Source organism: Muriicola sp. Z0-33 (assembly GCF_026126425.1).
Classification (GTDB): domain Bacteria; phylum Bacteroidota; class Bacteroidia; order Flavobacteriales; family Flavobacteriaceae; genus JAFMPW01.
On record NZ_JAFMPW010000003.1, the window covers coordinates 216,637 to 233,199 of the forward strand.

The following is a 16,563-nucleotide window of genomic DNA, read 5'->3' on the forward strand; positions in this document are numbered from 1 at the left end:
GGTCTGCCGTTACCTGGCATCTTTGCGCAACACCTCCAGCGGAGGACTATTTAAGACGCTCCTGCTGTTTGTAATTCCAATAGCCAGAACTAGTAGGGTTATACCCGGTAACAATACAAGAAATGGCATCCAGGATGGATTAAATGTAGTTTCAAAAACAAAAATTGCTAATAAAAAGGCACTAATTAGCGATAAAAGTATGCCAAATAGGCTTCCAAGCATACCCAGATACAGGTACTCCAGTGCTGTAATCTTAAGGATCTGTACATTTTTAGCACCCAGGGTCCGCAGTAACACACTTTCTTTTATCCGTCTATATTTACTGGTACGTACGGCTCCAATAAGCACTATTATCCCCGTTAATATGCTAAAAAATGCCATGAAGTTGATTACCCATGAAATCTTGTCAAGAATACCTTCTATCAACGCCAAAACCTGTCTCAGATCAATGACAGAAACATTTGGGAAGGCCTTGACCAACTCTCGTTGAATACTTGCAGATGCCTTCGCATCCTTGGTTTTGGTACTCAATACATGAAACTGAGGGGCATTTTCAAGAACGCCGGTGGGGAATACCATTGAAAAATTAAGCTGCATCCGTCCCCAGTCTACTGCCCGAATACTGCCAACCACCGTTTCCATCAGAACACCTTGTACATTAAATGCAAGGGTGTCTCCTATTACCAAACCTGCGTCATATGCTATATTATCTGCAATTGAAATGGGTACTATACCTTCATCTGGCATTTCAGGCGTAAATTCTCCCGAGGTAAGCACTTCAGAAGCTATTAGGGAATCTCTATAAGTTACCCTGAATTCATGATTCAGGATCCACTGATTTATTGTGGACGTAGTATCTTCCCTGATTTCATTCACAGGCCGGCCTTTTATACTCTGAATACGCATGGTGACAATAGGGATATTGTCAATAAGAGGCAAACCTCTGGGCGTAATAGTGTTGATTACTGCATCCCTTTGTCCCGTTTGCACATCAAGCAGAAGTAAATTGGGGCTTTCTACACTATTCTCCAATTTAGCCCTCGAAAGCAGTATATCTTTAGTAAAGTATAAGGTGCTAATTAAGAATGCCCCCACCCCAATGGCCAACATCAATGTCATGGTCTGGTTGTTGGGCCTGTAAAGGCTCAAAAGGCTTTGTCTGGTGGTAAAACCCCATGAGTGAGGGAAATATTTTTTAATTCCACGCATAAATAAAGTGGCTATTCCTGCAAGGATTCCAAAAGTTATAAGAATAACGATGACAAATGACAGCGCAAGCTGCCAACGTTCCAACAACCAAAATGCAAAAAGGAAAATAAAAAGCAATATGCTGCCAAAAACTAATAATTTAGCCTTTCTTGATCTTTTCACTGGCTTTTCCTGAATACGCAAAACCTCTAAAGGGCTCACAAACCAAGTAGTCATTAAAGGCAATAAAGCAAATAATACCGAGAGGAACAGTCCAAGTAATAACCCCATAATTACAGGTTTGGCACTGATGGTGATTTCTACATCAAACGGCAAAAAATCAGCGAGTATAGCCGGAAAAAGAAGTTGTAATACCAATCCGGCAATAGTTCCAATGAGACCGCCTAAAATACCCATCCCGGCAATCTGCAATAGATATATCATAAAACTTTGTTTCCGTGATGCTCCCAGGCATTTAAGTACAGCTACTGCTCTCAGCTTTTCTTTGATATATATATTGACAGAACTCGCTATTCCGACACATCCCAGTAACAAAGCAATAAAAGCAACAAGATTCAGGAATTTTCCAACGTTGCTATACCTGCGTCCCAGGCGTTGACTTGTAGAAGTATGCGTATCAAGATCGGCGCCTTCGGCATCCAGTATGGGATCCAGGTCTTTGTCGAAAAGATCAAGATCTAACTCTGCTGATGCTTTAAAGTAATAATTGTATTCCTGCCTGCTTCCAATTTGCAACAATTCTGTTGCCTCCACATAGCGGTAAGGTATTATTACTACTGGTGCTACGGAACTTGTCAGGGCCGTACTACCAGGAGCAGAATTTAGAATTCCCACTATGGGAAAGGTGAGTTGTCCAATCTTGATGCTATCCCCTACTTTTAATCCAAATTGTATCATTATGGTGGCATCTGCAAGGGCGCCAGAGTTTTCCTGATACTCAGATGCAGCAGCTACGGGGGTAGTTTCCAGCTCACCATAAATTGGGAAATTACCTTCAATTCCCCTGATCTGAGATAGTTTTGTCCCGCTTTTTCCGGGAAAGCTCGTCATTGAAACAAAACTCACTTCCCTGCCCAATGGGCCCAGGGAGTCTATTATTGTCTGTACCTTTTCGTTAGGTAAATGATTACTGTCTATGATATAATCCGCTCCCATTAGCGCTTTGGACTGCAGCACAATGTTATTCTGAAGATTATCACTAAAAGACTGTATTGAAACTAAAGCAGCAATTCCGAGGATAATAGAGGCCATAAAAAGCAGCAGCCTGCTGCCACTGGCTTTGCCGTCACGCCAGGCCATCTTTAGAAGCCATTTAATCCCTGCATTGGATTTTTCAGGAAGGTTGTTCATTATACCACAGCGCTTTGGTTCTCTATTATTCTACCCCCTTTAAGTCTTAGAATGTGCTGGGTTCGTTTGGCCAGATCAAGATCATGAGTTACAATAACCAGAGTGGTACCTGCCTCTTTATTAAGTTCAAAAAGCAACTCTACCACCTTCTCCCCTGTCTCTTCATCAAGATTTCCCGTGGGCTCATCTGCAAAAAGGATGGAAGGATTATTGATAAATGCCCTGGCCAGTGCTACCCGTTGTTGTTCTCCACCTGATAATTGGGAAGGATAGTGATGTTGACGATCTGCCAAACCCACTTTTTCTAAAAGAGACAAAGCAGATGTTCTGGCATTCTTTACGCCCTGTAATTCTAAGGGAACACTTACATTCTCCAGAGCCGTCAGGGTAGATAACAATTGAAAATCCTGAAAAATAAATCCCACTTCCTTATTCCTCAGCAAAGCGCGCTCATCCTCATTAAGCGCAGACAATTCCCTACCACAAAGTGTGACCGTGCCTGAATCTGACTGATCCAGACCTGCACATAAGCCCAATAGAGTGGTTTTACCACTACCAGACGGGCCAACAATGGCAAATGTATCACCCTTATCAATATCGAAGGAAATATCTTCGAGTACGGTAATGGACTTGGAACCGCTGCTATATGTTTTCTTTAGCTGATGAACGTTTAATATATTTGCCATAAGACTCTTTTGATCACTTTTTTTTAGAAAGTCAGCAAAATAATGAAATGAAATTGATTTTTAGCCCCTCAGTAATGCACAACATCTTAAAGTTTAGTTATTTTTTGATTCTATCTCTTTTTATCTCTTGCGGTGAAAACTCATCAAAAAAAGAAGAAAAATCTACAACGGAAGCTGAATCTACCGTTAGTGACGTGGTTCCCGAAGGTAAATCTAAGGTGATATTGTTCTTTGGAGACAGCCTTACAGCAGGTTACGGCCTGGAACCGGAAGAAGCTTTTCCAGCATTGATTCAGGCACAAATAGATTCACTGGAGTTAGACTATACCGTCGTTAACGCCGGGCTGAGTGGGGAAACCACTTCAGGTGGAAGAAACCGGCTGAGTTGGGTTCTAAATCAGAAGACAGATGTTTTTGTCCTGGAACTTGGGGCTAATGACGGTTTAAGAGGAATTCCCCTGGCTGAAACCAGAAATAATCTTGAAACTATTGTAAATGCGGTTAGAGAAAGAAATCCGGAAACTGAAATTATAATTGCCGGAATGCAAATTCCGCCTAACATGGGAAAGGAATACACTACTGAATTCAGGAGTATTTTCCCCGAACTTGCTAAAGAGCAGGATTTACATCTGATACCGTTCTTGTTAGATGGTGTTGCAGGGAATCCTAACCTGAATCAACAAGATGGCATTCACCCAACCGTAGAAGGACATAAAATTGTCGCGGCCAATGTATGGGAAATACTCGAAGATGTAATAGATTAATGCTTTTAGAGTGTGAGCCGTTTTAGAAAGCAGTTACACTAGCACCTATAAATAGAACTGCTATTAGTATACCTGAAGGGCTTAAGCCAATTTAGCTTTGTTTCTTTTAGTAGTAAAAGAAAGCGCTTTCTTTACTCTAGAGTTACTTCTCTTATAAAGACGAGCAACTTCAGTAGTAGTTTCTTTAACTTCTTCATTTGTATCAGTTACAATTCCCATTTCTATAGTAGCAATCTTAGTAACTACTTTAGCATCCTGAGCCTGAGCTGCGAATCCGATAAAAAGAATAAAAATTAAAGTTATAATGGCTTTCATCACTTGTGCGTTTTATATATATATAAAACGCCATGTGGTGTATCCTGACCGGTTCCATTTCGTCGAAAAACCCTTATTTTTCGGTATCTGACAACTTATCGGATAAAGTGCAAAATTTTCCCGATGAGTGTAACCTACCCCTAAAACACTTAACCGATTCTTATGTGTAGTTTATCGATATAAAGGACTTATAATTTCAGTAGTAAATTGGGGTCAGGGCAATTATTTTTATAATAATCCAGTTCCTTTGCACTACAAACACCAGGATAGTCCCCATTGTATTCACCAATATCACATATTAACTGAAAGTGTAAATGAGGGGCATAATTGACATTAATTTCAGTTTTTCCGAGTATTCCAAGCACTTCTCCTGCTTCAAAAGGCTTTCCTGGGTAAAGATCTTGAATAGAAGAAATAGAGAGATGTCCATAAAGTGTATAAAATCTTCGATGAAATGCAATATGCTCCAAAACAATAGTAGGGCCGTAATCTCCTTTCGCACTGTTATTGCCAAAGCTATGTACCTGACCTCTTAGCGGACTATGAACTTTGGTTCCGGCCTTTGCCCAAAAGTCTGTCCCCAAATGGATATTCCTGGGAGCCTGGTCCTGCATTCGGAAACTGTCATAGGTCTTGTATAAACTGCGCTGCTCCAAATAACCACCATAGGCTACTTTAGCAGATCTTTTTTTTAATATTTTATCAATATAAAGCTGGCAAATATCTGGCTGCGAGATATCTAGGCCCTCAACTTCCACATTGAAAACCGAAAGATCTATAGGGGTATACTCCGATAAGGGAATGCTATTATCCAATATGCGGATGCTGGAATTACTAATAGAATAAATTACCTTTTCAACCTTGGTCATGTGATAAAACTACAGGAATTCTTTGACGATTTTGTTAAAAACAAATTCCTTATACCTCTCATTTTCATTGGATTTCATATAATTTCGTTACAAGAAAAGGATAGAATATGTTTTGATCTACTCTGAAATACATAACCATAATGGCATTTTAACCTTCAAAACCCAAATCATTTCATCGAATATTTAGAAATATTATTGGTTGAAGACTGCTATTTGGATAAATTCACCATAAAAATTGGAGTAAATCCTTACACTAACTAATATCATACACATTATGAAAAGGACAAATTTTTTAACACTACCCCTAATTTTACTAATGTCAGTTTTAGTCTTAAGCTGTTCTAGTGATGATACAGAACCTGTTGACGGAGAGGGAACCGAGCAACCACAACCAGAACCTGAACCAGAACCAGAACCAGAGCCAGAACCAGACCCTGTTCCGGAATCGGAAGTCCCTGTAGGCCCTTCTATCTTAAAAATAAACAGTGGCGGTGGGGAACTTACCTTTGATGCGGATGTTTTTGAAGCCGATAAGTATTTTACAGGCGACGGAGAACCATTTGTAAATGATATGGTTACCGAAATTGCGGAAACCGAAAGAGATGATTTATATGTTTCCGAAAGAATCTCTATAGCAAATAAGGGATCTTTTGGATATGCCATCCCGGTTACCAATGGTACTTATACGATTAAATTTTATTTTGCGGAAATATTCTGGGGTGCCCCTAGCGAGCAAAATGCTCCCGGAGAAGAAGGCAAGCGAATTTTTGATGTAGATGTAGAAGGAGAGAACCAGATAAACAATTTGGACATTTATAAGGAGGTTGGCGCAATGACAGCCACAGTTAGAATGTACGACATTGAAGTAACAGACGGTGAAATCACAATTTCCTTCGAAGCAAGTGAGGATAGACCCAAGTTATCTGCACTTGAAATATTTGGAGATGGTGAAATCGTGAACGACTAGCATTCTGCTTAGTCAACACCATAGCAAAAATATCCCCGTCCGCGCAGTCCGCAGATGGGGTTTTTTTATCATTTATATTACTAAATACCTACTACCAGACTACTTGCCCTAAAGTGGAAGATTTGCTTTTTTAGTATATTTGAAAAGCCTTAGAGGCTTAATCCCCAAAGATTAAAAGAACACCCTATGAAAACCCCATTCATCTGCACAGTATATGTGCGTATAGTAAGCATAATTTTATTGATCGGTATCAGCAGTTGTTCAGATACTAACCTTGAACCCATAGGCGGTATGCCTATGGATGAAGAACCAATGGAGAATACCGAAGAAGCTGAAACCGAAGAAACAGAGGAAACCACGGGTATCAGTGAAAACCCTATTTTAAGATTAAACTGTGGCGGCGATGAAATAGGCTATGGAGATACTGTTTTTACAGAAGATAATTTTTTTGGCGGGGATACCATGGATTTTGAAAATGCGGCCGTAACGGAAGTCCTAAACACTGAAATGGACGGTATATATATTAAACAACGTACAGCCATTGATGAATTGGGTGGCTTTACCTATTCCATTCCAATTACCAATGGCACTTATATAGTTAAGCTTCATTTCGCAGAAATTTTCTATGGTGCACCTACAGGAGGAATAGGAACGGGGAATGCCAGAGTTTTTGATGTTGAAGTTGAAGGGGCAGTTTTGCTCGATGATTTAGACATCTTTATTGAGGCCGGCGCCCTAACTGCTCTAATTAAAGAATTTGAAGTAACCATCGAAGATGAGGAACTCATCATCAGTACAAGTGCCAGTGTAGGTCGCCCGGCGCTTGCTGCCATAGAAGTACTTGGCGATGGGCAAATTATAAATTCAGGGGGGTAGTATACACCCACTTCGTATCTTAGAAGTAAGATTAGTAAGGAAATGCTCCTATTTACAACTAAAATGAAAAAATTGCTAAATATGAAATTGACTTTTATAATTATGGCACTAGTACTATCAGGTGCCTGCCAATCGGGAACAAAAACAGATAAAACCAAGCCAGTTGTGGTGGCCGAAGCCGTTAAACCTGCTACACAGGATTTACAGCAATATGAGAGAGCATATTTTGCCAGCGGCTGTTTTTGGTGCGTAGAGGCTATTTATGAAAGCGTTAAAGGCGTAAAAGAGGTAATATCAGGCTACTCAGGAGGAACTGAAGAAAACCCAACCTATGAGCAGGTAGCTTATGGAAAAACAACCCATGCCGAGGCAGTTGAAGTCTATTACGATCCAAAAGTAATCTCATTTTTTCAATTGGTACAAGTGTTTTATGGGTCACATGACCCGACCAGTTTTAACCGCCAGGGGCCAGATAGAGGTGCACAATACCGATCTATCGCCTTTTACCAAAATGAAGAAGAGAAGAAAATTATTGAAAGTTATAAATCGGCCCTTGAAGATAGCAAGGTCTATGACAGACCCATTGTTACGGAGGTTACTGAGTTCAAGACATTTTATAAAGCAGAGGACTACCATCAGGATTATGAACGAAAAAACCCTAACAATTCATACATCAGAAATGTATCTATTCCGAGGTTAAACAGATTTAAGAGTAACTTCCAGGAATTCCTGAAAGAGGCATCTCATTAAAAGGGTTTTTGAACTATAAAACAGAAGCGACTTTTTAAGGTCGCTTTTTTTATATCTCGGTTTTACCTTTTATCTTTAGAAACACAGCCATAGGTATAATAATTACCTCGTTTTTGGTAAAAAATTAGTAATATTTAATAGGTCGTACTTAGGAAGAATATCATAATATTAGCAAGACAAAAGTTTCCTAAACTAATGTGCCTGAACAAATAACCCATCCATACCATGAATAATAGACGAGTATTTATAAAAAAAACAGCAATAGGTGGCGCGGCAATTAGTCTGGGTGGTCTTGTACTTCCAAGTAAGAGTTACGCCCAGGTTTTAGGTGCTAATGATAAAATTAATACTGCAGTAATTGGGGTAAGAAGCAGGGCAAAAGCCCATGTAAAAGCCATACACAATGATAAAAATGCCAGAATTCTGTATAACTGTGATGTTGACGACAACATAATAGAGGAGCACAATACCTGGTGTGAGGACAACATTGGCTATATTCCTAAAGTAGAAAAGGATTTTAGAAAAATTCTGGAGGACAAAGATGTGGATGCCGTATTTATTGCTACTCCAGAGCATTGGCATGCCCCTATGGCAATCATGGCCCTGCAGGCCGGGAAACATGTATATGTTGAAAAGCCTTGCAGTCATAACCCGCATGAAAACGATTTGCTGGTAGCTGCTCAAAAGAAATACGGCAAGAAAGTTCAAATGGGGAATCAACAGCGATCGGCTAAGTCCTCCATCCTCGCAATAAAGGAGATCAGAGAGGGTATCATTGGAGATGTTTATAAGGGAGAAGCCTACTATTCTAACAACAGAGGCTCTATTGGAAAAGGGAATGTAATTGATGTTCCCTCTACCCTGGATTGGGAACTTTGGCAGGGACCTGCACCAAGGGAAGATTACAGAGATAATATTCATCCATATAATTGGCACTGGTTTCGGAATTGGGGAACCGGGGAGGTTCACAACAACGGGACACATGAAATTGATATTTGCAGATGGGCACTGGGGGTTGATCTTCCAGAGTCTGTAAGCTCATTTGGAGGCAAACATACCTTTAATGACGATTGGGAATTTGTAGACAACCAACAGGTAACTTATAGTTTTAAGGACAATAAATTTATTACCTGGACTGGCCATAGCCGGGGTATTATGAAACCGGAACGTCCTGGTAGAGGCGCCACAATTTACGGAAGCAAAGGAGCTATCACTTTAAGTAGAAATGCATATAAACTCTACGCCCTTGACGGATCGCTGATTAAGGAAGTGAAAGAAGCGGCTCAAAGTGCCACTACCAATACCAGAGGGGAAGGTAGTCTTGATATTGATCATGTTGGGAACTTTTTTGCTGCAATAAGGGAAGATGTTACACAACATGCACCTATTGCAGATGCCGCTATCAGTACCATGATATGCCACCTGGGAAATATGGCCCAGGATGCAGGAGAAACATTAATGGTAGACCCCTTGACAGGAAAAATATTGAACAACGATAAAATTATGGCCCACTGGAAAAGAGAATATGCAGATGGATGGGAACCAAAACTATAGTTTAGATTAAAGATGGATAGGAGAGACTTTATAATTAAAGGCGGTTTGGCATCGGCTGCATTGGGAAGTTCGGCTTCCTTATTAGGTATGCCTGGCAGCACAACTTTAAATGACACTATTAATATCGGAATTATTGGTACGGGAAATCGCGGTGGTGGTCTTATACCAAAGATCAATGATATTGAGGGGCTGAATGTAGCAGCTTGCTGTGATCTTATTCCATTCAGACTAAGAGATGCCATTACCAAAACCTCAGGGAAGGCAAAAAAATATGAGGATTATAGAAAATTATTAGAGGATAAGGATATTGATGCAGTCTTAATTGCCACTCCTTTCAGTACCCACTCTGCCATTGCATCTGATGCTATAGACGCAGAAAAACATGTTTACTGCGAGAAAACCATGGCCATGGGGTATTCCGGAATACAAAACCTGGTAGATAAGGTTAGAAATTCTGACAAGATATTTCAAACCGGCCACCAATATCACAGTTCCAGATTGTACAGACATGCTGTAGCACTTATCAGGGAAGGGAAAATTGGCAGGATAACTTCGTTCGATTGCAGTTGGAACCGAAATGGAAACTGGAGACGTCCGGTTCCAAGTCCGGATTTGGAAAGAGCCATTAACTGGAGAATGTACCGTGAGTACTCCGGAGGTTTAGTAGCGGAGTTATGCTCACATCAAATAGATGTGGTGAACTGGATTTTAAATGAGGTCCCGGAAAAAGTCGTAGGTAGTGGAGGCATAGACTATTGGAAAGATGGTAGAGAAACTTACGACAATGTTCATCTGATCTACACCTATCCTTCCGGAATCAAAGCCAATTACACCAGTCTGACTAGCAACGCCATGGATGGTTATCAAACAAAAATCATGGGAGATAAAGGCACCATCGTACTGAGCTTTGCTGAGGCGTGGTTTTATCCCGAAGGAAAATATAAAAAAGAGATGGGCAATGTTGACGGTGTGGCAGGCGCAACCGTAAAATGGGAAGAAGGAAAAGGTATTCCGCTCAAGTTGGCCCATACCGATCCAAGTACCCAGGCTTTAGAAGATTTTAAAAACAATATTTTGAACAATACCATCCCGGAATCTAATATCACAAGCGGGTCTAAAGCCGCGGCTTGTGTACAGATGGGATTGGATGCCATGCACCAGGATAAGGTGGTGCGTTGGAATGAGGATTTAAATATTTAAAATACATAGGAACCCCAAAACTATGAACTATGAAACGTGCAATAGCATTATGCTTTGTTATGGCCTTATTTTCGTGCCATAAATCGATTAAAAAAGAAGACCATCATATCATTGAGGTACTTAAAACAGACCATCCTCCTACACTTGATGGCAAAATCACTGAAAATTCCTGGAATAAGGCCACCTGGCACCCACTAGACCAGAATTGGATAGGTAACTCCTATACTTTCGAGGATTTTAATGGCAGGTACAAATTATGTTGGGACAAAGAAGCATTATATCTTCTGGTAGAAGTTACCGATGATATGCTCTATGACGGTCATAAGGATCCTTTTAAATTCTGGTGGGATGATGATTGTGTTGAAGTTTTTCTGGATGAGGATAACTCCGGAGGGTTGCATCAGTACAGCCACAATGCTTTTGCTTATCATATAGCACTGGATGGCAATGTAGTGGATCTGGCGCCCGATAGAGAACCAAGGCTTTTCAATGATCATGCAACTTCTGTTCGGGTGACTGAAGGGAACAAGAGCATCTGGGAAATAGCTTTAAAATTATATCCTGATACTTTTTTGGACAACGCTAGTAATGTACCGGTAAAACTGTCGGAAGATAAAAAAATTGGTTTTGCCCTGGCTTATTGTGATAATGACGGCAGCAAGGAAAGAGAGAACTTTATTGGGTCTGTATTTGTTCCCGGGGAGGATAAAAATCAGGGATGGATCAATGCAGATATTTTTGGGACTTTAATATTAAAGGAGTAATTATTTTTCCAAAACAACATCGCTGTAAACAGAATTAATTGTAATTGACCCCTCGGCATTTTTGTTCAAATGATAACTTTTTTGAGTGGTTTTGCCACGTTCGGTAGATTTATCCCAAACCAAATAGGTAGGGCTACTCAATTTAGATGAAGTACCATTTACGTAAATTTTATATGGTGTAGTGGGTAAATCACAATTTAATTCCCCATGCTGCATTGATATGTCCAGATCTTTAAAATTTTTGGCCAAGCCATTAATGCGTAAAGCTCCAAGATTATTTTTTATACTGGCACTATTAATAAGACGCTCAATGGTAACTTCAGAAGAGTTAGCACTCAGATTGAGGAATTTAACATCTTTCAGGGCAATTTTATCTGAATAATTGGTGTTAAGACTTCCATTTCCCCAGGTCTGTACACTCACAGGAGAATAAGAAGCTACAATATTGGTCCTTTCTCCATCAATATTGGTGGCCTGCAACCTTGCGTAAGACAAGGTTGCTTTCAAATTAGTTGTATTTTCGGCCAGTTTAACTTCTCCATGCCGCACATTCATTTTTAATTTGGCAGATTTTGGCATTTTTATCTTTATTGTTTTCTTCACCTTATACTTCTTCTTCCCTCCCTGAGAATAGTTAAAGAAAAAACTGGAACGACTATCAAGACTATCTTTATCGATGAAAAGAAATCGGGTAGAATCTACTGCTTTTCTCGCTAAGCGAATGGCCTTTTCTCGCTGCCTCATTGCCTCAGCCCGCTCCTTTTGAACTTCTTCCCTTACCAATTGCCTTTCTTTCAGCTGTTCTTTCCGCTCATCAAGCTGCAATTGCCGCTCTTTTAAACGTTCCTTCTGCAGTTCTTGTCTTTCTTGCTGACGCTCTTTCCAGGCTTCTGTTCTCTCGGCAATTCTGTCTGCCCATTCGGCCATGCGCTCTTTGTATTCGTCGTCAAAATTTTCGTCAAACTCTTTTTTCCATTTCTTCATATACTTCTCCCCTTCTTTTTGATACTTTTCGTAATCAAAATTCTGTACTTCAAAGGGGGGCATTGGTGGCATATCCATAATTTCCGGGAAATCTGGCAGGTCAGGAATTTCGAGGTCCAGGAACAAGGTTTCTAACTCCGGAAATTCCGGGATTTCAATAATAAAATCGTTTACCTGAATATTGTTAAACCCGTTTGCGAAAGAAAATATGCTTTCCGCCTGAGTACTAATCTCAATGGTTTTACTGTTTCCAAGAATTTTAATCCCACCATTCTTAAAATAATCTTCGGCTTCTTCTTTGCTGGCACCTTCTAACTCAATTTCAGCCTCTATGACCACTTCATTCTTATCCCAAGTTTCGAATTCTATATCCGCATAACTTGTATTGATATCGATAACCGCATCTTTATCTACTTTAAAGGATTCTTTAAACGTTTTAGATTCCTTCTGCCCGTATGCCGTTATCGCCATAAGGCAAAAAAGGGCACCGCTTACTTTAAACACTATTTGCTGTAACTTGTTCATTTTTTGATGATTTTAATTCGTTTAATCTGTTTTTTAATTTCTGCAACATTTGTAATCTCAACTGTAAATTTTTGATCAATGCATTGATCGTCTGATCATTAGGTCCTATTTCGTTCAATTCTTTATTAAGTCTTTTATACTCTGCATTTAATTCTGCAAGACGCTCCATAAATTGGTCTACCAGGTCTTTATTAGCATCTGAAATTTCTAATTGTGAAAGTTCAAGATTGATGTTTGCCACATAATAATTCTCTACCACTTTTAAATCTGGTGAAAGATCTCCAAGAGAAATCCCCTCTTGCTGCTCTGGCCCATTGTCTTTATCAACCACGGTAGTTTTAATTTCTTCTCCGTTGCCAAGCTGGCGATAGGTAAAAAACCCTATACTCACTACGATTACCACGGAGGCTGCAATCCTCAGAAAAGTTGAAGAAAAACGTCGCTTCTTCGGAAATGAGCTGTTTAGCAACTCCTCGAACCGTTTCTCATGGCCCTCTTTCATCATGTACTGCTTCTCCTTGTCCTTTTTAAATAACTCTCTAAGATCCTGTGCCATAACTTTTACTTTTAAGTAATTCTTTCAATTGTGCTTTCCCACGGAGTAATCTTGTTCTACAAGTAGTCTGCTCTAACTTCAATATTTCAGATATCTCACTGTGATCATATCCTTCAACCAGAAATAACTGAACAACAAAGCGATACTTATCGGGTAATTCCTCCATTGCCTTTTTAACCACTTCTACAGATATGCTCTCCTCCACCTGCCAATCGTCATCTTCAACAATATGAAGGGTGCTTTCCTGAAGTTCCAGATACTTTTCCTTTTTAGATTTTATATGATCCAGACTTTTATTAATAACTATTCTTTTCAACCAGGCGCCAAATGTAACTTCTCCCTTGAACTGTTCAATCTTTTGAAACGCTTTGATAAATGATTCCTGCAATACATCTTCAGCATCATCCTCGTTTTTCAAGAATCGCATTGCTACACAATACATACCATCGCAGTATTGCTTATACAGTTTTAATTGCGCTCTGCGATCATTCGCTTTGCAGCGTTCAATTAGATCAATCTGAAACATCTGGCCAGTTTCCAAGTTGGGTTTCTGTTGTTGTTATCTATAAAGACGATAGAAGAATTTCCGTGTTGCAAAAAATTGTAATTTTAAGAGAATTTTAAATGTATCCCCTTGAAACAAGTTACAATTAAAAATGATTGTATCTCACTGACAGTCCTTGATTACGGTGCAATCATCCAAAAAATTGAACTTCGAAATAAGCATAATGATCTTATCAATGTAGTTGCAGGATTTGAGGATCCGAACGACTATTTATCTGACCGTATTTTTTTAGGAGCATGTGTTGGCCGTTATGCCGGTAGAATTTCTAATGGGGGGTTTAGAATAAATGGGAAGGAATATATTTTGGATTCCAAAGATGGAGTTCATTTACATGGAGGTAAAAATGGTTTTGGAAAAAAATATTGGACAATCAATTCAGTAGACCATAGTACCCAACCTTCAGTTAAACTTAGCTATAAGAGCAGGGCAATGGAAGAAGGTTACCCCGGTGAACTAAAAGTTAAGGTTACCTATAAGCTAGTAGGCCATTCCCTGCATATAACCCATCAGGCCGTCACCGATGAAACCACCATCATTAACCTAACCAACCACTCCTATTTTCATTTAGACGATTTAAAAAACATCAATCACTACAGACTACAACTAAATAGCCAGAAGACCCTCGAAACATTAAATAATCAGCTACCCACCGGGAATATCATCGCAACTAAAGATTCACAATTCGATTTCCGAAAAGAAAAGGCAATTGACTCCCAGGCATTAGATACTACTTTCATTCTTGACAACAACCAGGATGTAGCAGCAAGCGTATATTCCCCGGTATCCGGGATATTGATGAAATTACGCACCAATCAGCCATCTGTAGTTGTTTACAGACCCCCTGGATTTGCCGCCCTGTGTTTGGAAACACAAAATTTTCCAGATGCTCCCAATCACAAACACTTCCCTTCCGCTTTACTTCGAAGTGGAGAAACCTATATCAACACCTCTATCTTTGAATTTGATTTAGTAATTTAGAGTAACTTAAAAAACCTTTGTAAAATGAAGAAATGGAAATGGGTAATATCTATTGTTGCCGTTTTAATATTGTTATTGGTATTTGTCGGAATGCCGTATATGCGCGAACAAACCAAAAAACACAGCCCCCAGAAAACCGCAACTTTTAAAGAAATGGGTATGGACCTGGCTGTTTCCTATAGTAGTCCGTTTAAGAAAGGGCGAGTTATTTTCGGAGAACTGGTCCCTTATGATGTGGTCTGGCGAACAGGAGCCAATGAACCCACTACCTTTACTACCGCTACCCCCATAAAAATCATCGACAAGGATCTGTCTCCCGGAACTTATTCAATATGGACCAAGCCCGGCAAAGATTCATGGACCGTAATGTTTAATGAGGAGGTTCCAGACTGGGGAGTTACCATTAGTAGTGGAGGAAGAGATACCACCAGAGATCCATCCAAGGATGTGCTTGAAGTAGCTGTCCCGGTCACTAACTTATCTGCTCCGGCCGAGAATTTTACAATTGATTTTGAAACTACTGATAAGACGTATTTGACACTCTTTTGGGACACCACTAAGGTAATGATACCAATTAGCAACTAAATTTGAGTACATCCAAAAATATAGACCCCGGTAGTGCTTCCAAGATAAAAACCCACCGGAAGAAGGTTCCTGCTGTTTCCACTCTTATTGATGGGGTCTTGTCCGGTGACAAGATGTTACTAGCCAGGGCTTTGACATTGATAGAAAGCAATAAAAATGAAGATCGGGCAGATGCTATGCAAATTGTAGAACATTGCCTCGGGATAAATCCCAATAGTATCCGAATAGGTATAACCGGTGTTCCAGGGGTAGGCAAAAGTACCTTTATTGAAGCATTTGGATCTGCAATCACCGCCCAGGGGAAAAAGGTTGCTGTTTTAACTGTAGATCCGACCAGCACAGTTAGTAAAGGGAGTATACTGGGAGACAAAACAAGAATGGAAAATTTAGTTCGCGATCCCAATGCATTTATCAGACCATCTGCCTCCGGTGCATCCTTGGGAGGGGTAGCACGAAAAACCCGCGAAAGCATCCTCTTGTGTGAGGCGGCGGGTTATGATGTTATTCTGATCGAAACTGTTGGCGTGGGTCAGAGCGAAACAGTTGTTCATAGTATGGTTGATTTTTTCCTCCTCCTGAAACTGGCAGGTGCGGGAGATGAACTGCAGGGTATAAAAAGAGGCATTGTAGAGATGGCGGATGCAATTGTGATTAATAAAGCAGATGGGGCCAATAAAAAGCAGGCTTCGCTGGCAAAGGCCGAATTTCAGCGTGCACTTCATTTATACCCGCCTAAAAGCAGTGGCTGGATTCCAAAGGCCTTAAGCTGCTCTGCCATTAACAACGAAGGGATAATTGAGGTGTTACAAATGATCACAGATTTTATAGACAAGGCCAGAACCGATGGATATCTGGAAAGCCACAGGAGGGAACAGAATAAATATTGGTTTCTTCAAACGGTGGATAGTTTGCTGAAAATAGAATTTTATCGGCAGCCAGAAACAAAAGAAAAACTGGAAGTGCTCCTAAAAAAAGTGGAAAGCTCTGAAATATCACCCTTTAGAGCTGCAGAAGAACTACTCAAGACTTATTAAATGTTATATAACCATCTCTGGTTCCGCTTCTG

At 40.1% G+C, this 16,563-nt stretch carries 17 protein-coding genes; 10 read left to right on the forward strand and 7 right to left on the reverse strand.

The features are described from left to right. Positions 1–9: 9 nt before the first annotated feature. Both J1G40_RS06635 and J1G40_RS06640 read right to left on the reverse strand, forming a co-directional pair. Positions 10–2,559, reverse strand: coding sequence for an ABC transporter permease (locus J1G40_RS06635; RefSeq protein ID WP_265241823.1), 2,550 nt, complete (start codon positions 2,557–2,559; stop codon positions 10–12). Then, a complete protein-coding gene (locus J1G40_RS06640) occupies positions 2,559–3,245 on the reverse strand; it encodes an ABC transporter ATP-binding protein (RefSeq protein ID WP_265241824.1) in 687 nt (228 codons plus the stop codon). Before J1G40_RS06640 ends, J1G40_RS06635 begins: the two co-directional genes overlap by 1 nt. Before the next feature lie 47 nt (positions 3,246–3,292). On the opposite strand from J1G40_RS06640, the gene J1G40_RS06645 reads away from it, so the two are divergent. Beyond that, positions 3,293–4,009 carry an arylesterase gene (locus J1G40_RS06645; protein ID WP_265241825.1) on the forward strand — a complete coding sequence of 239 codons (717 nt, stop codon included), beginning with the start codon at positions 3,293–3,295 and terminating at the stop codon, positions 4,007–4,009. Between the two features lie 81 nt (positions 4,010–4,090). Here J1G40_RS06645 and J1G40_RS06650 read toward each other — a convergent pair whose 3' ends face one another. Both J1G40_RS06650 and J1G40_RS06655 read right to left on the reverse strand, forming a co-directional pair. After that, on the reverse strand, positions 4,091–4,324 hold the full coding sequence (locus J1G40_RS06650; RefSeq protein ID WP_265241826.1) for a hypothetical protein: 234 nt from the start codon (positions 4,322–4,324) through the stop codon (positions 4,091–4,093). Positions 4,325–4,512: 188 nt separating this feature from the next. After that, positions 4,513–5,193: a peptidoglycan DD-metalloendopeptidase family protein gene (locus J1G40_RS06655; protein ID WP_265241827.1), complete on the reverse strand. Its 681-nt coding sequence runs from the start codon at positions 5,191–5,193 to the stop codon at positions 4,513–4,515. Positions 5,194–5,509: 316 nt separating this feature from the next. Between J1G40_RS06655 and J1G40_RS06660 the strand changes: the two genes are divergently transcribed. The 6 genes from J1G40_RS06660 (at position 5,510) to J1G40_RS06685 (ending at position 11,304) form a co-directional block, all read left to right on the forward strand. Continuing rightward, a complete protein-coding gene (locus J1G40_RS06660; protein ID WP_265241828.1) occupies positions 5,510–6,160 on the forward strand; it encodes a malectin in 651 nt (216 codons plus the stop codon). A 186-nt stretch (positions 6,161–6,346) separates the two neighbouring features. Next, entirely contained in the window at positions 6,347–7,036 is a 690-nt protein-coding gene (locus J1G40_RS06665) for a malectin (RefSeq protein WP_265241829.1), read from the forward strand. Positions 7,037–7,117: 81 nt separating this feature from the next. Further along, the gene (msrA, locus tag J1G40_RS06670; protein ID WP_265241830.1) at positions 7,118–7,786 is read left to right on the forward strand and encodes a peptide-methionine (S)-S-oxide reductase MsrA; all 669 of its coding nucleotides are present in this window, start codon (positions 7,118–7,120) and stop codon (positions 7,784–7,786) included. A gap of 225 nt (positions 7,787–8,011) precedes the next feature. Continuing rightward, entirely contained in the window at positions 8,012–9,340 is a 1,329-nt protein-coding gene (locus J1G40_RS06675; RefSeq protein ID WP_265241831.1) for a Gfo/Idh/MocA family protein, read from the forward strand. 12 nt (positions 9,341–9,352) lie between these two features. Then, positions 9,353–10,540 carry a Gfo/Idh/MocA family protein gene (locus J1G40_RS06680; RefSeq protein ID WP_265241832.1) on the forward strand — a complete coding sequence of 396 codons (1,188 nt, stop codon included), beginning with the start codon at positions 9,353–9,355 and terminating at the stop codon, positions 10,538–10,540. Between the two features lie 29 nt (positions 10,541–10,569). After that, entirely contained in the window at positions 10,570–11,304 is a 735-nt protein-coding gene (locus tag J1G40_RS06685) for a CBM9 family sugar-binding protein (protein WP_265241833.1), read from the forward strand. Here the strand turns inward: J1G40_RS06685 and J1G40_RS06690 are convergent, their stop codons facing one another. The 3 genes from J1G40_RS06690 to J1G40_RS06700 are packed head-to-tail and all read right to left on the reverse strand — an operon-like array spanning position 11,305 to position 13,895. Continuing rightward, on the reverse strand, positions 11,305–12,813 hold the full coding sequence (locus tag J1G40_RS06690) for a trichohyalin-plectin-homology domain domain-containing protein (protein ID WP_265241834.1): 1,509 nt from the start codon (positions 12,811–12,813) through the stop codon (positions 11,305–11,307). After that, positions 12,785–13,369 (reverse strand): hypothetical protein, encoded by a 585-nt coding sequence (locus J1G40_RS06695; RefSeq protein ID WP_265241835.1) that lies wholly within the window; start codon positions 13,367–13,369, stop codon positions 12,785–12,787. The genes J1G40_RS06690 and J1G40_RS06695 overlap by 29 nt, the downstream gene beginning before the upstream one ends. Next, a complete protein-coding gene (locus tag J1G40_RS06700) occupies positions 13,353–13,895 on the reverse strand; it encodes an RNA polymerase sigma factor (RefSeq protein ID WP_265241836.1) in 543 nt (180 codons plus the stop codon). Before J1G40_RS06700 ends, J1G40_RS06695 begins: the two co-directional genes overlap by 17 nt. A gap of 108 nt (positions 13,896–14,003) precedes the next feature. Here J1G40_RS06700 and J1G40_RS06705 point away from each other — a divergent pair, with 108 nt between their 5' ends. Genes J1G40_RS06705 through meaB form a run of 3 tightly spaced genes read left to right on the forward strand, consistent with a single transcriptional unit; the run spans position 14,004 to position 16,531 of the window. Then, complete coding sequence (locus J1G40_RS06705) at positions 14,004–14,912, forward strand: aldose epimerase family protein (RefSeq protein WP_265241837.1); 909 nt, start codon at positions 14,004–14,006, stop codon at positions 14,910–14,912. 24 nt (positions 14,913–14,936) lie between these two features. After that, positions 14,937–15,497 (forward strand): DUF2911 domain-containing protein, encoded by a 561-nt coding sequence (locus J1G40_RS06710; protein WP_265241838.1) that lies wholly within the window; start codon positions 14,937–14,939, stop codon positions 15,495–15,497. Between the two features lie 2 nt (positions 15,498–15,499). Next, on the forward strand, positions 15,500–16,531 hold the full coding sequence (gene meaB, locus J1G40_RS06715) for a methylmalonyl Co-A mutase-associated GTPase MeaB (protein ID WP_265241839.1): 1,032 nt from the start codon (positions 15,500–15,502) through the stop codon (positions 16,529–16,531). The last annotated feature ends 32 nt before the right edge of the window (positions 16,532–16,563 follow it).

Bases quoted from the DNA above. Each gene is read 5' to 3' on its own strand.
- J1G40_RS06635 (WP_265241823.1), bottom strand. From the start codon at position 2,559: ATGAACAACCTTCCTGAAAAATCCAATGCAGGGATTAAATGGCTTCTA.
- J1G40_RS06640 (WP_265241824.1), bottom strand. From the start codon at position 3,245: ATGGCAAATATATTAAACGTTCATCAGCTAAAGAAAACATATAGCAGC.
- J1G40_RS06645 (WP_265241825.1), top strand. From the start codon at position 3,293: ATGAAATTGATTTTTAGCCCCTCAGTAATGCACAACATCTTAAAGTTT.
- J1G40_RS06650 (WP_265241826.1), bottom strand. From the start codon at position 4,324: ATGAAAGCCATTATAACTTTAATTTTTATTCTTTTTATCGGATTCGCA.
- J1G40_RS06655 (WP_265241827.1), bottom strand. From the start codon at position 5,193: ATGACCAAGGTTGAAAAGGTAATTTATTCTATTAGTAATTCCAGCATC.
- J1G40_RS06660 (WP_265241828.1), top strand. From the start codon at position 5,510: ATGTCAGTTTTAGTCTTAAGCTGTTCTAGTGATGATACAGAACCTGTT.
- J1G40_RS06665 (WP_265241829.1), top strand. From the start codon at position 6,347: ATGAAAACCCCATTCATCTGCACAGTATATGTGCGTATAGTAAGCATA.
- msrA (WP_265241830.1), top strand. From the start codon at position 7,118: ATGAAATTGACTTTTATAATTATGGCACTAGTACTATCAGGTGCCTGC.
- J1G40_RS06675 (WP_265241831.1), top strand. From the start codon at position 8,012: ATGAATAATAGACGAGTATTTATAAAAAAAACAGCAATAGGTGGCGCG.
- J1G40_RS06680 (WP_265241832.1), top strand. From the start codon at position 9,353: ATGGATAGGAGAGACTTTATAATTAAAGGCGGTTTGGCATCGGCTGCA.
- J1G40_RS06685 (WP_265241833.1), top strand. From the start codon at position 10,570: ATGAAACGTGCAATAGCATTATGCTTTGTTATGGCCTTATTTTCGTGC.
- J1G40_RS06690 (WP_265241834.1), bottom strand. From the start codon at position 12,813: ATGAACAAGTTACAGCAAATAGTGTTTAAAGTAAGCGGTGCCCTTTTT.
- J1G40_RS06695 (WP_265241835.1), bottom strand. From the start codon at position 13,369: ATGGCACAGGATCTTAGAGAGTTATTTAAAAAGGACAAGGAGAAGCAG.
- J1G40_RS06700 (WP_265241836.1), bottom strand. From the start codon at position 13,895: ATGTTTCAGATTGATCTAATTGAACGCTGCAAAGCGAATGATCGCAGA.
- J1G40_RS06710 (WP_265241838.1), top strand. From the start codon at position 14,937: ATGAAGAAATGGAAATGGGTAATATCTATTGTTGCCGTTTTAATATTG.